This window comes from Pseudonocardia sp. OZ21 (assembly GCF_059359135.1).
In genome coordinates, this window is sequence record NZ_JCADBN010000003.1 from 464,695 (window position 1) to 477,928 (window position 13,234).

A 13,234-nucleotide genomic window follows, 5' to 3' on the forward strand; every position below is an offset into this window, starting at 1 on the left:
GTGCAGCCTCACTGCCCACCCCCGAGCGCGGCGCGGATCACTGCCCGGCCGATCGGGGCCGCGACCGCGCCGCCCGTGGCCGCCAGGTCGTTCGGGTCGCCGCCGGACTCCACCAGCACGGCGACGGCCACCTGCGGGTTGTCGGCCGGGGCGAACCCGACGTACCAGACGTGCGGCGGGGTGTTCTTGGGATCGTTGCCGTGCTCGGCCGTGCCGGTCTTGGCCGCGATCTGCACGCCGGTGATCTTCCCCGCGCCCGAGTAGCTGTTCTCGTTGTTGACCATCAGCTGGGTCAGGGTCTGCGCCACGGCGGGATCGATGGCACGGCCGAGACGATCCGGCTCGGTGGTCTCGACGGGGTCGAGCTCCTGGCTCTGGATCTCCTTGATCAGGTACGGGGCCATGACCTGGCCACCGTTGGCGATCGTGGCCACGATCATCGCGTTCTGCAGCGGGGTGAGCGCCACGTCCCGCTGACCGATGGCGGACTGCTCCAGCGCGGCGGTGTCCTGGATCTCGCCGATCGTGGAAGGAGCCACCGGCATCGGGATCGTGAGGCTCTGACCGATCCCGAACTTGTTGGCCTGGTCGCGGATGGCCTGCTCACCGAGGTCGGCGCCCAGCTGGGCGAAGGCGGTGTTGCAGGAACGCTGCAGCGCGTCCTTCAGGCTCGCCGTGGCCGCGGTGCCGCACGCGTTGCCGTTGAAGTTCTCCAACGTGGTGTTGGTGCCCTGCAGCGTGATCCGCGGCGCCGCCGTGAGCGGGCTGTCCGGCGTGTAGCGGCCACTGCTGAGCGCCGCGGCGGTGTCGATGAGCTTGAACGTGGAGCCGGGCGGATAGGTCTCGGAGATCGCCCGGTTGATCAGCACCGGAGGATCGGCGCCCTCGTCGCTCTTCCAGGCCGAGTTCTGCTGCTCGGAGTTGTGGCTCGCCAGCGGGTTGGGGTCGAACGACGGGGTCGACACCATCGCGAGGATCTCGCCGGTCTGCGGGCGGATCGCCACGACCGAGCCTGCGTACCCCTTGCGCTGCAGCTGGTCGTACGCGGCCTCCTGCACGGCGGGAACGAGGGTGAGCACCACGTTGCCCCCGCTGGGGTCGCGCCCGGTGATGAGATCGGAGAGCCTGCGGCCGAACAGCCGGTCGTCGCTGCCGTTGAGCACCGAGTCGGCGGCGCGCTCGATGCCGCTGGAGCCGTAGATCACCGAGTAGTAGCCGGTGATGGGGCCGTAGACCTTTCCGTCCGAGTACTGCCGCTGGTAGCGCAGCCTGTCGTCGGTCTCCACGCTGCTGGCCAGGATCTGGCCGTCGGCCTCGATCTGACCGCGCTTGCGCGAGTACTCGGAGAGCAGCACCCGCTGGTTGCGCGGGTCGTTGCGGTAGTCGCTCGCCTTGACCACCTGCACGTAGGTCAGGTTGGTCATCAGCAGCAGGATCATCACCATCACCGCGATGGCGATCCGCCGGACCGGAGTGTTCACCGTGGGCGCTCCACCAGCTCGGTCCCGGCCTCGGCGATCGGCGGCAGGGGGGTGGCCGGGCGGCGGGGCAGCGGTGCCCGCGCGGCGTGGGAGACCCGCAGCAGGAGCGCCACGAGCGCGTAGTTGGCCACGAGCGACGAGCCCCCGTAGGACAGGAAGGGCAGCGTGAGGCCGGTGAGCGGGATCAGCTTCGACGCCCCGCCGATGACGATGAAGATCTGCAGGGCGATCGCGAACGCGAGCCCGGTGGCCAGCAGCTTGCCGAAGCTGTCCCGCACCGCCAGCGCACTCCGCAGCCCGCGGGTGATGAGCACGAGGTAGATCACGAGGATCGCGGCCAACCCGATCAGTCCCAGCTCCTCGCCGAGCGAGGAGAGCATGAAGTCGCTCTCGGCGAACGGGACGAGATCCGGTCGGCCCGCGCCGAGCCCGGTGCCGCCCACGCCCCCGGTGCCCAGGCTGAACAGGGCCTGCCCGATCTGGAACCCGGTGTTGTTGAAGTCGGCGAAGGGGTCGAGCCAGACCTGCACACGCACGCGGACGTGGCCGAACAGGTGGTAGGCCAGCACACAGCCGCCCAGGAAGAACGTCAGGCCGATGAGCATCCACGACACCCGCTCGGTGGCCGCGTAGAGCAGCACCAGCAGGATGCCGAAGAACAGCAGCGAGGTGCCGAGGTCGCGCTCGAGCACGAGCACGCCGACGGACAGGCCCCACGCGAGCAGCAGCGGCGCGAGGTCACGGGCGCGCGGCAGCTCCATGCCCAGGAACCGGCGGCCCGCCGTCGTGAACAGGTCGCGCTTCTGCACGAGGAACGCGGCGAAGAACACGATCAACAGGATCTTCGCGAACTCGCCGGGCTGGATGCCGACCGGTCCGACCCTGATCCACAGCTTGGCGCCGTTGACCTCCGAGATCGACGACGGCAGCAGGCCCGGCAGCGCCAGCAGGACGATGCCGGCGAATCCCGCGGTGTAGCCGTAGCGCGCCAGCGTGCGGTGGTCGCGCACGGCCCACAGCACGGCCACGAAGAACGCGACGCCGATGGCGGTCCAGGCGATCTGCCGCGCGATGAGCTCGGCGGGTGCGTCCTTGCCCAGCGCGAGCGCCTGGTCGATCTCGGCCAGGTCCAGCCGGTGGATCATCACCAGGCCCAGCCCGTTGAGGAGCGCCACGCACGGCAGGATCAGCGGGTCGGCGTACGGGGCGAACCGGCGGACGGCGAAGTGCGCCACCGTGAACAGGCCGAGGTACGCGAGCCCGATGAACAGCAGAACCCGGGTGAGTTCCTGCTCCTGGTTGGCCTCGACCAGCACCAGAGCACCGGTCACCAGCACAGCGGCGAACGCCAGGAGTACCAGCTCGATGCCTCGACCGGTGGGCAGTGGCGCCGGCGCGGCCGGCGCCGGTTCGGCACGGAGGTCGGGAGCCGCCATCAGCTCACCAACCGGCAGGTCGTTCCGGGTTCGGGTGCCGGCGTCGGCAGCGGTGTCGTGTCGACGGGCGGGGCTCCCGCGACGGGTGGCTGGCCCTGGCCGGCCGCCGGGGGCGGTGGTGGTGGCGGGGGCGGTGGCGCAGGCGGCGGGCAGGGCTCCAGCATCCGGGACCGCAGCCGTTCGACGACGCCGCGGGCACCGGAGAGACCGTCGGCGGCCTCGATACCGGCGCGGACGGAGCTGCGGTCGGCCTCCGGCAGGTCGTCGAGCTTGATGTCGGTGTGCTCCGCGACCATGTGCAGGGGGATGCCGAGCACCTCCCCACGCACTCCCTGGAAGATCGCGATCTCCTGCGCGTCCGCGCTCACGTAGTACTGCTGCAGCACCCACATGCGCGCGAGCACGGCACCGCCGATCAGCACCGCGAGCACCGTGACCACGCCCACCACGAGCTTCACACGGGAGCGGCGGGCCGCGGGCGCCTTGGTGGCGGCCAGCACCCGCTGCGGTGCCACGCGGGTGAGGGTGGTGGCGGAGGCGCGGGCGGCTGCCGAGTCGGGTGGTGGTCCGTCCTCGCTGCCGTCGCCCACCGACCCGCCGATGATCGGGGCGTCCTCACCGAACTCGATGTCGACGACGTCCGCGACGATGCACGTGATGTTGTCCGGGCCGCCCCCGCGCAGCGCGAGCTCGATCATGCGATCGGCGCACTCCCGAGGGTCGCGGTAGGACTGCAGCGTGTCGGCCAGCGTCTCGTCGCTCACCACGCCCGACAGCCCGTCGGAGCACAGCAGGTAGCGGTCGCCGGCGCGGGCCTCGCGCACGGTCAGCGAGGGGTCGACGTCCTGGCCCGTGATGGCGCGCAGCAGCAGCGACCGCTGCGGATGCGTGTGCGCCTCCTCCTCGGTGATGCGGCCCTCGTCGATCAACGACTGGACGAACGTGTCGTCCTTCGTGATCTGGCTGAAGACGCCCTCACGCAGCTGGTAGGCCCGCGAGTCACCGATGTGCACCAGGCCCAGCCGGGAGCCCGCGAACAGGATGGCCGTGAGGGTGGTGCCCATCCCGTCGAGGTCGGGGGCGTCGGCGACGTGGCGCGTGATCGCCGCGTTGCCCTCGACGGTGGCGTCACGAAGCTCGGCGAGCAGGTCGTCGCCGGGGTCGTCCTCGTCGAGCGGCGCCAGCGCCGAGATCACGAGCGACGACGCCACCTCGCCGGCGGCGTGCCCGCCCATCCCGTCGGCGAGTGCCAGCAACCGTGGCCCGGCGTAGACCGCGTCCTGGTTGTTCTGCCGGACGAGCCCGCGGTCGCTGCGGGCGGAGTAGCGCAGGACCAGCGTCATGTCAGCGCTCCGCCAATACGTTCGGGGCAGATCGACCGGCGAGGCCGCCCCCGGTCGGACACCGGGGTGCGCACGTGCAGCGTTCGCCGACTCATGACCGGAGCTCGATCACCGTCTTGCCGATGCGGACAGGGACCCCCAGGGGAACCCGGGTGGGTCCGGTGACCTTAGCCCGATCAAGGTATGTCCCGTTCGTCGACCCGAGATCCTCGACATACCACTCGTCTCCCTGCATCGCGATGCGTGCGTGGCGGGTGGAGGCGTAGTCGTCGTCGAGCACCAGTGTCGAGTCGTCGGCCCGGCCGATGAGGATCGGCCGGGAGTCCAGCGACACGCGGGTCCCCGCCAGCGCTCCCTGCGTAACGAGCAGCTGACGGGCCGTGCGTCCGCGCCCGGTCCGGGTGGTGGTCCGCCCGCCGGGGACCAGGGCCCGAAGGCCGGACGCGGCGTACAGATCGGAGCGCACCACCCGGAGCGCGACAAGCACGAACAGCCAGAGGAGGGCGAGGAAGCCCGCCCTGGTCAGCTGCAGCACCAACTCCGGCACTCGCGGCGAACTCCGTTCTCTCCGATAGGTGTTTGTTGCCGAGCTCGGGTCCGCGCGACTACTGGGCGCGGAAGACGAGGCTCGAGTGGCCGACCCGGATGACGTCGCCGTCGTTCAGCTGCCAGGTCTGCACAGGGTTGCCGTTGACGGTGGTTCCGTTGGTGGAACCAAGATCCGTCAGCGTGGCGGTGTGACCATCCCAGCTGATCTCCAGGTGGCGTCGCGACACGCCGGTGTCCGGTAACCGGAACGAGGAATCCTGGCCGCGACCGATGACGTGGCTGCCCTGGGTGAGGTCGTAGGTGCGACCGGAGCCGTCGTCGAGGCTGAGCGACGCGGTCAGGCCCTGCTGGTAGCCGCCGTAGCCGCCGCCCTGCTGGCCGTAACCCTGGTCGTAGCCGCCGTCGTAGCCCTGCTCGTAGGGCTGCTGCTGGTAGCCCCCGCCCTGCTGGTAGCCGGCGTCGTAGCCGGGCTGCCCATAGCCGGGCTGTCCGTAGCCGGGCTGCGCGTACCCCTGCTGGCCGTAGCCCTGCTCGTAGCCGCCACCCTGCGGCGGGTAGCCGGGCTGACCCGGCTGACCCGGCTGACCGGGCTGGCCGTAGCCCTGCTCGTACCCGCCACCCTGCTGGCCGCCGTAGCCGCCGCCCTGCTGCGGCGGCGGGTAGCCGCCACCCGGCTGCTGCCCGTAGCCCTGGTCGTAGCCACCCTGCTGGGGGTGGCCGCCCTGTGGCGGGTAGCCGCCGCCCGGCTGCTGCTGGCCGTAGCCCGGCTGCTGGGGGTGCTGCTCGCCCTGGTCGTACCCCCCCTGGCGCTGGTCGTAGGCGGGCGGGGCGTATGTCTGCTGCCCGTATCCGCCGGGGGCACCACGGTCGTAGCCGTACTGCCCGTTCTCCTCGGGGTGGCCCGGTTGCTGGCTCATGGGTGCTTCTCCTGCGTCGCGTGCTCGGATGGCGTCCCGGCGGGAAGCGTCGGGGTCCACGGACGAGCGGGTGCGGAACTGTCCCGTGTGCAGCGCATCGGAGCGCTCCAGAAAGACTACGACCTCGCCGTAGGTGTCCCATCCCTGGTCGGCGAGTTGTTCGGTGACGGAGGCAGAGAGCGAGTTCACGATCTGCTCCCGATCACCGGCCATGCGATCGAGATCCGACGGGCTGAGGAGCACTGTGAAGCGGTTGGGCGCCAGCAGACGCCCTCCCACCAGCTCCTCGATGTGGTCCTCGGCTTCCCTGAGCAGCGCTTGCATGACTTCCTGGGGAACGACGCTGCCACCGAAGACCCGCGCAAAGGCGTCGCCCACCAGTCCCTGGAGACGGCGTTCGAACCTGTCCACGCGGCCCACCGATCTTCCTCCGTTCGCATCGGCGTGTTGCTGGCAGCGCAGATCGTATCTGTGCTAGCCAGCGGCGCCACGCCCACCGACCCGGGCCCCTGATCGGACCCCTCCGGGGGCGTGCTAACTTTCCTCCTGCCAGGGCGAGTGGCGGAATGGCAGACGCGCACGGTTCAGGTCCGTGTGTCCGTAAGGACGTGAGGGTTCAACTCCCTCCTCGCCCACAATCACCTCCTTTCCACCCGTCGGATCGCGGGACGGTCCGGGTGGTCGGCCAGCACCAGTAGATCGGCTGCTGCCGCCGGATCACGCTCCACGTCGTAGCGGGCGTAGGCCGGCAGGGTCCACTGCTCACCGTCGGCAAGGCTGCGAGCCAGGGCTGCAGAGCTCATCCGTAGGTGCACGCTCACGTCGAACGGCAGCCCGCGGCCGAGCAGCAGCGCACCGGCGATCACCACCACCCCGTCGGCCGGGAGGTCCGTGTACGCGTCCCGGTAAGCGCGGTCCGTCGCGGTGTCCCACAGCCGGGGCAGCAGCCGCCCGGAACCGTCCGGGCCGGCCGGCCCCAGCACCTCCCGGCGCAGCCCGGCCTCGTCCAGCCAGCCGTCGAGGAACTCGTCGGGGTCCTCGCGTCCGTACTCCAGCCGTACCGAGGCGGGCCGCAGGAAGTCGGCGGCCGCCACGACCAGCACGGCGCGCCCGAGTGCCCGCAGCTGTACGGCCACGCGCTCGGCGAGCACGACGGGCCCTGACGGGGGAGGCCCGTCCAGCGCGAGCCGCACGCGGCCGGACCGGCCCGCCACGAGGTCGGTGATCTCCTCGACGAGGAGGTCAGGGCTGACCGGAGTGATCCGCACACCGTCGATGCTCCCCGAGCGGAGCCTGCGGCGCATCCCATGTCCGCCGTGGTTGCTGCGCGCGGTGGTACCGGGCGCCCGGCGGTCTACTGGCGGTAGCCCTCGACCACGTCTCCGGCGCGCTCCTGCGCATCTTCGGGGTTCAGCCCGGCTCGCCTGCGGGCGTCGCGCTGGCGCAGCAGATCCCAGTAGCGGTCCAGCTGCACACCCAGCTGTTCCATGCGCTGGTGCTCGGACTCCGACAGCGGCTGGCCGACGTGGGCGCGCTCCAACCGGTGCTCCTCGGCCACCAGCTCGTCGATCCGGTGGTGCAGTTCGTCGTCGTTCATCTGGTCGTCCCCGTCCATCGATGAGGTGCGCGTGACGCACGTTCTACCCGACACTGGGGCACGTGGCACCGGCGCGCACGACCGGGTCCTCGATCACCCGCGCGCTCCGGGTCGTCGAGGCGGTCGCCGCCGCGGGCGACGGGGTGACCGCCAAGGCCATCGCCCGCCGTCTCGGCGCCCCCCTCCCCACCGTCTACCGGGCACTGGGCACGCTCGTGGAGGAGGGCTATCTCGTCCGGCTGCACGACGTGCGCGGCTACGGGCTCGGCTACCGCGTCGCCGAGCTGCACCGCGGTCTGACCGACCAGGTGCGCCCGCCCGCGTCCGTGCGCGCGATCCTCCACGAGGTGCACACCGCCGCCGACGCCGCCGCCTACCTCGCGGTGCTCCGCGACGTCGACGTCGTCGTGGCGTACGTCGACGACTGCGCCGAGCACCCCCGGCCCGACCCGATGCGCGTCGGCGAGCCCACGGCGCCACACGCCATCGCGGCAGGCAAGGTGCTGCTCGCCGACATGCGGCCCGGACGGCTGGCGGAGCTCATCACCCGCACCGGGATGCCCCAGCTCGCCCCGCACACGGTGGCCGACCGTAGAGCGCTGGACCGGGAGCTGATGAGGATCCGGTCCGACGGTGCCGCCGTCGAGGTGGAGGAGTACCAGCCCGGCGTGGCAGGCGTGGCCGCCCCCGTCCGTGGTCCGGGCGGGGAGGTCACGGGAGCGCTCGGCGTCTCCGTCACGCGTGCCGAGTTCGCCGACCGGCGCTGGGAGCTGGAACGGGTGGTGCGGCACGCGGCGGCCCGGATGGGCGCCGCCGGCCCGCGTCCGGAGTGAGACTCAGGCGACCAGTGCGGCCCACTCGTCCAGGAGGGGGAGCACCGTGTCGGCCCCCTCGGCAGGCAGCGTGAACAGCACGCCGTCCGCGCCGGCGTCGGCGTAGGCCTCGATCTCCTTCCGGTCGGGCTTGACGCCGAAGACGGTGACGAGCATGTGCCCGCGGCCCGCGTCGGCCGCCCGGCTCCGCAGCTCGGTGATCCGCGCGGCGAGCGCGTCCATCTCGTCCAACCCCGCCCGGCGCGGCATCCAGCCGTCACCGTGCGACAGCACGCGGTCGAGCACCGTCGGGCCCTCACCACCGATCAGGACCGGGGGGATGCGTACCGGCTTGGGCCACGACCAGAGCGGGTCGAAGTCCACGAACTCCCCGTGGAACTCGGCCTCGTCGTTCTCCCAGATCGCCCGCATCGCCGCGATGTGCTCCAGCATCCGCGCGGTGCGGGTGCGCGGATCGATGCCGTGGTTGGCCATCTCCTCGCGGTTCCACCCCGGCCCGACGCCGAGCTCGACGCGGCCACCGGCGATGTGGTCCACGCTCGCCACGGCCTTCGCCAGCCCGATCGGGTTGTGCTGCAGGATCAGCGAGACGGCCGTGCCCAGCGTGATCCTGTCGGTGACCGCCGCCATCGCCCCGAGCGCGACGAACGGGTCGAGCGTGTGCGAGTAGTGCCGCGGCAGCTCGAGATCCGGCCCGTTCGGCCACGGCGTCGCCCGGCTGGTCGGGATGTGGGTGTGCTCGGTGAGGAAGAGGCCGTCGAGACCGCGCTCCTCCACGGCTCTGGCCAGGGCCGGGCCGCCGATGCTGTAGTCGGTCAGGAAGGTGACGATGCCGTGTTCCATCCCGCCAGGTTCGCACGAAGGCGGAGAAGCGGTCTTCCACCATGTGGAAGGTCACGCTCCGAGAGCGCCCACCCTGGCGATACATTGCCGACCATGCATCGACGCAGTGAGCCGCCGTTCCGGGCCGATCACGTCGGGAGCCTGCTCCGTCCGCAGGCACTCCTCGCGGCGCGGGAGCAGTTCGCCGCAGGCAGCCTCGACGCCGACGGCCTGCGCGAGGCCGAGGACACCGCCATCCGCGACGTGGTGGCGCTGCAGGAGGAGATCGGCCTCCAGGCGGCCACCGACGGCGAGTTCCGCCGCACGTCGTGGCACATGGACTTCATCTACCAGCTCGGCGGCATCAGCAAGACCGACGAACAGATCCGCGTGCGCATGGTGAACGCCGAGGGCGAGGGCGCCTTCACCTCGGCCGGGCTCGCCATCCATGACAAGGTGCGCCTGGAGTGCCCGATCTTCGCCGAGCACTACAAGTACCTCGCCTCGATCACCACCACGGCCGTGCCGAAGCTGACGATCCCGTCGCCGAGCATGGTCCACTACCGCGGCGGGACGGCCGCCATCGACAGGACCGTGTACCCGGACGTCGAGGAGTTCTGGGCCGACCTGTCCGCTGCCTACGCCGACGAGGTGCGCGCGCTCGCCGACCTCGGATGCCGCTACCTGCAGCTCGACGACACGAGCCTGGCTTACCTCAACGACCCCGCACAGCGCGCCGAGATGGCCGCGAAGGGCGAGGACGCCGACCACGCCCACCTGCGCTACATCCGGCAGATCAACGCGGCCATCGCCGGGCGGCCGGACGAGATGAAGATCACCACCCACATGTGCCGGGGCAACTTCCGCTCCTCGTGGGCGGCGGAGGGCGGCTACGACTTCGTGGCCGAGGCCCTCTTCGGCGAGCTGGACGTCGACGGCTTCTTCTGCGAGTTCGACGACGAGCGCTCCGGCGGGTTCGCCCCGCTGCGGTTCGTGCCGCCGGGCAAGCAGGTGGTGCTCGGGCTCGTCACCACCAAGCGCGGCGAGCTCGAGGACGCCGACACGTTGAAACGGCGCATCGACGAGGCGTCCAAGTACGTGCCGCTGGACCAGCTCTGCCTCTCCCCGCAATGCGGCTTCTCCTCCACCGTCGAGGGCAACTCCCTCACGCAGGACGAGCAGGTGGCGAAGCTGCGCCTGATCGTCGAGGTGGCGCAGGACGTCTGGGGCTGACGCTAGTGCGGCGGCCACAAACGTTTACCGAGTTCCTCGCGGGCCCAGGCGGCCCCTCGCGGCGTTGCCGCCCTGGCGAATACCCCGGTATGAGCTGCGGGCGGCGCCTTGCGAGGAACCACCTGGATCCCGCGATCAACCCGGCACGTTCGTGGCCACCGCACTAGCCTCACGGCCGTGTCCGACGAGGGTCCGCGCGGCTGGGGCGCGCCCCTGCATGCGCTGGCACTGGAGGCGGCCGGGATCGGCAGGGGCACCACGCTGCTCGACCTCGGCTGCGGGACCGGGGCCTTCGCCAGGGCGGCCGCCGACCGCGGAGCCGTGGTGACCGGCCTGGACGTCGACCGCTCCGCCGTCGCCGCTGCCGCCACCGCGGTGCCCGAAGGCGACTTCCGGGTCGGCGATGCGCACGACCCGCCCGCCGGCCCGTTCGACGTCGTGGCTGCCGTGCAACTGCTCCCCCACGTCACCAACCCGCTCGCCGTGCTGCGCTCGGCGGCCCGCGTGGGGTCGGCCGTCGTCGTCACGGTGTGGGGGCGTGAGGAGGAGTGCGACGTGCGCGCGTTCGGCGAGGCGCTCGCACCGTGGTTGCCGCCGCGGGCGGCGCCAGCCGGCCCCGCGCCGCTCACCGAGCCCGGCCGCCTGCGCAAGCTCGTCGCGCTCGCCGGCCTGACGGTCGAGGTGTTCGACGAGGTCGTCTGCCCGTTCCGCTACCCCGACGCGGACGCGGTGCTCGGGCCGCTGCTCGCGTCCGGGATCGGGCGCCGCGCGTCCGCACGGGCGGGGGAACCCGCCGTCCGCCGGGCCGTGCTCGCCCGGCTCGCGGAGCACCGGACGGCCGACGGCGGCTACCGCCTCGACAACGTCTTCCGGGTGCTCACGGCCAGTCCCTGATTCTCGGACGCCGACCCTCAGACGCCGAGGCTGTCGGCCAGTTCGGTCAGCGACCCGACGGTCAGGTCGGCGTCCGGGTCGGCCGCCGGGGGCGGGGGTGCCTGCGGCCCGCGTTCGAGTGGCCGGTGGACGTAGGCCGTGCGCAGGCCCCGCGACCGGGCGGCGGCGAGGTCGTCGACGTGGGCGGCGACCATCAGCACCTGCTCCGGCGGCAGGCTGAGCAGCCGTACGGCGCCGTCGTAGACCTCGGCGTCGCGCTTGTAGTGGCCGAACAGCTCGGCCGAGAGCACCGTGTCCCACGGCAGGCCTGCGTGCTTCGCCATGTCCACCAGCAGCGCCACGTTGCCGTTGGAGAGGGTGGCGATGATGTGGCGGCGCTTCAGCCGCGTCAGGCCGTCGACGGAGTCGGGCCACGCCGGCAGCCGGTGCCAGGCGAGCACCAGTTCGGTACGGGTCGCTTCCGATGCCTCGCCCACACCGAAGTCGTCGAGCACGTCGTCGAGGGAGGCGCGGTGCAGGGCGTCGAGCGGGGTCCACGGCAGCTCGCCGCGGCGCACGCGGTCCATGGACGGGCGGTACCGGCCTCGCCACTCGTCGGCGAACGCCTCGGCGTCCACCTCCTCGCCGAGCAGCCGTGCGACCTCGCCCGCCACCCCGGAGCGCCAGTCCACCACTGTGCCGAAGACGTCGAACACGAGCGCGCGAACATCCACGGAACCGACCCTAACCCCGATCCCATTGCAGCAAAGCCACGTTCAGGCGACCTCGTTGCAGGAAAGTGGCTTTGCTGCAAGTTTGGCGGGGTGCGACTCGTGGCCGAACCGGAACGCGGCCTCGTCGACGAACCCGTGTCGTGGCACGTCGAGGGGGCGTCGACGGGTCTGCCGCTCCGGTTGCGGCTGACCACCACCGACGCCGCGGGCCGGCGCTGGCGGTCCGAGGGCACCTATCCGATTCGCGCGGACGGCACACTCGCCGTGGGCGATGGTGATTTCCCGTTCTCGAGCATGGAACCGGACGACGGCGACGCCCCGTCCGTCACCTTCACGAATCCGATTCCCGGGTGGACGGTGACGGCGGAGGCATTCGGTTACGGATTCTCGGCGCAGACCCGGGCCGAGCGGCTGTGCCTGCGCGACGTCGACCGGCACAGCCGTTCCGGCGACGGCTGGCGGCTGCAGGTGTACGTGCCCCGGGGCGCATCGGCGCCGCTGCCCGGGGTGCTGGTCGTCGGGGGCTCGACCGGCGCGGCGGCAGTCGCGCCGCGGGCCGCCCTGCTGGCCTCCCACGGCTACGCGGCCGCCGTGCTCGCCTACATGCAGGAACCGGGCCTGCCGCCCGCCATGGACCGGATCCCGGTCGAGGTGCTCGGCCGGGCGCTTGCGGAGTTCCCGGAGGCCGACCCGCATCGCATCGCGGTCTGGGCGCAGTCGGTGGGGGTCGGTCTCGCGCTGTCGGCGCTGGCCGAGCCGGACGCACCCCCCGTCCGGGCCGTGGTGGCCGTCGCGCCGACCGACGTGGTGTGGCAGGCGCTCGGCGCCGGTGGGGTACCGCCGAGGCACGCCGCGCTCGCGCGCGGTGGGAGAGAACTGCCCTGGCTGCCGATGCACGGCGAGCGCCTGCTGGGGCAGGTCGTGAAACACGCGGTGCTGCGCAGGCTGAGCGGGCCTCGGTACAGCGGCGCGCTGCGGCTGCACGACATGTACGCCCGCAGCCGCCGCGACGTCGGTGCGGTTGCCCGCTCGACCATCCCGGTGGAGCGGATCCACGCGCCGATGCTGGTCGTGGCGGGCGACGCCGACGCCATGTGGCCGTCGGTGGAGATGGCGGAGCGGATCGCCCTGCGCCGGGGCACCCGCGCGGGCGTCGCGGAGGACGACGAGTTGCTGGTGCTGCCCGGCGCCGGGCACTTCTGCGGGCTGCCCGGCACACCCGCCACCGTCGACCGCAACCTCGGCCTGATCTCCGGCGGCACCCCGGAAGGCAACGCGTCCGGCCAACGCGCGACGTGGCAGGCCGCGCAACGCTTCCTGGCCGGCGCGCTGAGCTGACCGGACTTCCTGAAGCGTCCGCTGCCCGACCGCGTTTTCCGGCTTTCTTCCGTTTTCCGTGGGAAGTTCCGGAGGATT

The 13,234-nt window shown here is 72.0% G+C and carries 13 protein-coding genes and 1 tRNA gene; 5 read left to right on the plus strand and 9 right to left on the minus strand.

Annotated elements, in window-relative coordinates; genetic code table 11:
• Window positions 1-8 precede the first annotated feature (8 nt).
• From AC5L35_RS09045 to AC5L35_RS09065, 5 genes are all read right to left on the minus strand, one after another.
• The gene (locus tag AC5L35_RS09045; protein ID WP_495059096.1) at window positions 9-1,481 is read right to left on the minus strand and encodes a peptidoglycan D,D-transpeptidase FtsI family protein; all 1,473 of its coding nucleotides are present in this window, start codon (window positions 1,479-1,481) and stop codon (window positions 9-11) included.
• Window positions 1,478-2,917, minus strand: coding sequence for an FtsW/RodA/SpoVE family cell cycle protein (locus tag AC5L35_RS09050; protein WP_495059097.1), 1,440 nt, complete (start codon window positions 2,915-2,917; stop codon window positions 1,478-1,480). The genes AC5L35_RS09045 and AC5L35_RS09050 overlap by 4 nt, the downstream gene beginning before the upstream one ends.
• Window positions 2,917-4,260, minus strand: a complete 1,344-nt coding sequence (locus tag AC5L35_RS09055; protein WP_495059098.1) for a PP2C family protein-serine/threonine phosphatase — start codon at window positions 4,258-4,260, stop codon at window positions 2,917-2,919. The genes AC5L35_RS09050 and AC5L35_RS09055 overlap by 1 nt, the downstream gene beginning before the upstream one ends.
• A 91-nt stretch (window positions 4,261-4,351) precedes the next feature.
• The gene (locus AC5L35_RS09060; RefSeq protein WP_169395592.1) at window positions 4,352-4,807 is read right to left on the minus strand and encodes an FHA domain-containing protein FhaB/FipA; all 456 of its coding nucleotides are present in this window, start codon (window positions 4,805-4,807) and stop codon (window positions 4,352-4,354) included.
• 58 nt (window positions 4,808-4,865) lie between these two features.
• Window positions 4,866-6,146, minus strand: a complete 1,281-nt coding sequence (locus tag AC5L35_RS09065; RefSeq protein WP_495059099.1) for an FHA domain-containing protein — start codon at window positions 6,144-6,146, stop codon at window positions 4,866-4,868.
• Between the two features lie 132 nt (window positions 6,147-6,278).
• On the opposite strand from AC5L35_RS09065, the gene AC5L35_RS09070 reads away from it, so the two are divergent.
• Window positions 6,279-6,361: transfer RNA gene (locus AC5L35_RS09070), tRNA-Leu, on the plus strand.
• 3 nt (window positions 6,362-6,364) lie between these two features.
• On the opposite strand, the gene AC5L35_RS09075 is transcribed toward AC5L35_RS09070, so the two are convergent.
• On the minus strand, window positions 6,365-7,030 hold the full coding sequence (locus AC5L35_RS09075; RefSeq protein WP_495059100.1) for a nucleoside/nucleotide kinase family protein: 666 nt from the start codon (window positions 7,028-7,030) through the stop codon (window positions 6,365-6,367).
• A 50-nt stretch (window positions 7,031-7,080) separates the two neighbouring features.
• Window positions 7,081-7,323 (minus strand): DUF2630 family protein, encoded by a 243-nt coding sequence (locus AC5L35_RS09080; RefSeq protein ID WP_495059101.1) that lies wholly within the window; start codon window positions 7,321-7,323, stop codon window positions 7,081-7,083.
• Window positions 7,324-7,385: 62 nt separating this feature from the next.
• Here AC5L35_RS09080 and AC5L35_RS09085 point away from each other — a divergent pair, with 62 nt between their 5' ends.
• Window positions 7,386-8,156 carry an IclR family transcriptional regulator gene (locus AC5L35_RS09085; RefSeq protein ID WP_495059102.1) on the plus strand — a complete coding sequence of 257 codons (771 nt, stop codon included), beginning with the start codon at window positions 7,386-7,388 and terminating at the stop codon, window positions 8,154-8,156.
• Between the two features lie 3 nt (window positions 8,157-8,159).
• Here AC5L35_RS09085 and AC5L35_RS09090 read toward each other — a convergent pair whose 3' ends face one another.
• The gene (locus AC5L35_RS09090; protein WP_495059103.1) at window positions 8,160-8,999 is read right to left on the minus strand and encodes an LLM class F420-dependent oxidoreductase; all 840 of its coding nucleotides are present in this window, start codon (window positions 8,997-8,999) and stop codon (window positions 8,160-8,162) included.
• A gap of 93 nt (window positions 9,000-9,092) precedes the next feature.
• Between AC5L35_RS09090 and AC5L35_RS09095 the strand changes: the two genes are divergently transcribed.
• Both AC5L35_RS09095 and AC5L35_RS09100 read left to right on the plus strand, forming a co-directional pair.
• Window positions 9,093-10,211, plus strand: coding sequence for a 5-methyltetrahydropteroyltriglutamate--homocysteine S-methyltransferase (locus AC5L35_RS09095; RefSeq protein ID WP_495059104.1), 1,119 nt, complete (start codon window positions 9,093-9,095; stop codon window positions 10,209-10,211).
• 177 nt (window positions 10,212-10,388) lie between these two features.
• Complete coding sequence (locus AC5L35_RS09100; protein WP_495059105.1) at window positions 10,389-11,105, plus strand: class I SAM-dependent methyltransferase; 717 nt, start codon at window positions 10,389-10,391, stop codon at window positions 11,103-11,105.
• 17 nt (window positions 11,106-11,122) lie between these two features.
• Here AC5L35_RS09100 and AC5L35_RS09105 read toward each other — a convergent pair whose 3' ends face one another.
• Window positions 11,123-11,818, minus strand: coding sequence for a haloacid dehalogenase type II (locus AC5L35_RS09105; protein ID WP_495059106.1), 696 nt, complete (start codon window positions 11,816-11,818; stop codon window positions 11,123-11,125).
• Between the two features lie 99 nt (window positions 11,819-11,917).
• Here AC5L35_RS09105 and AC5L35_RS09110 point away from each other — a divergent pair, with 99 nt between their 5' ends.
• Entirely contained in the window at window positions 11,918-13,156 is a 1,239-nt protein-coding gene (locus AC5L35_RS09110) for an acyl-CoA thioester hydrolase/BAAT C-terminal domain-containing protein (protein ID WP_495059107.1), read from the plus strand.
• The last annotated feature ends 78 nt before the right edge of the window (window positions 13,157-13,234 follow it).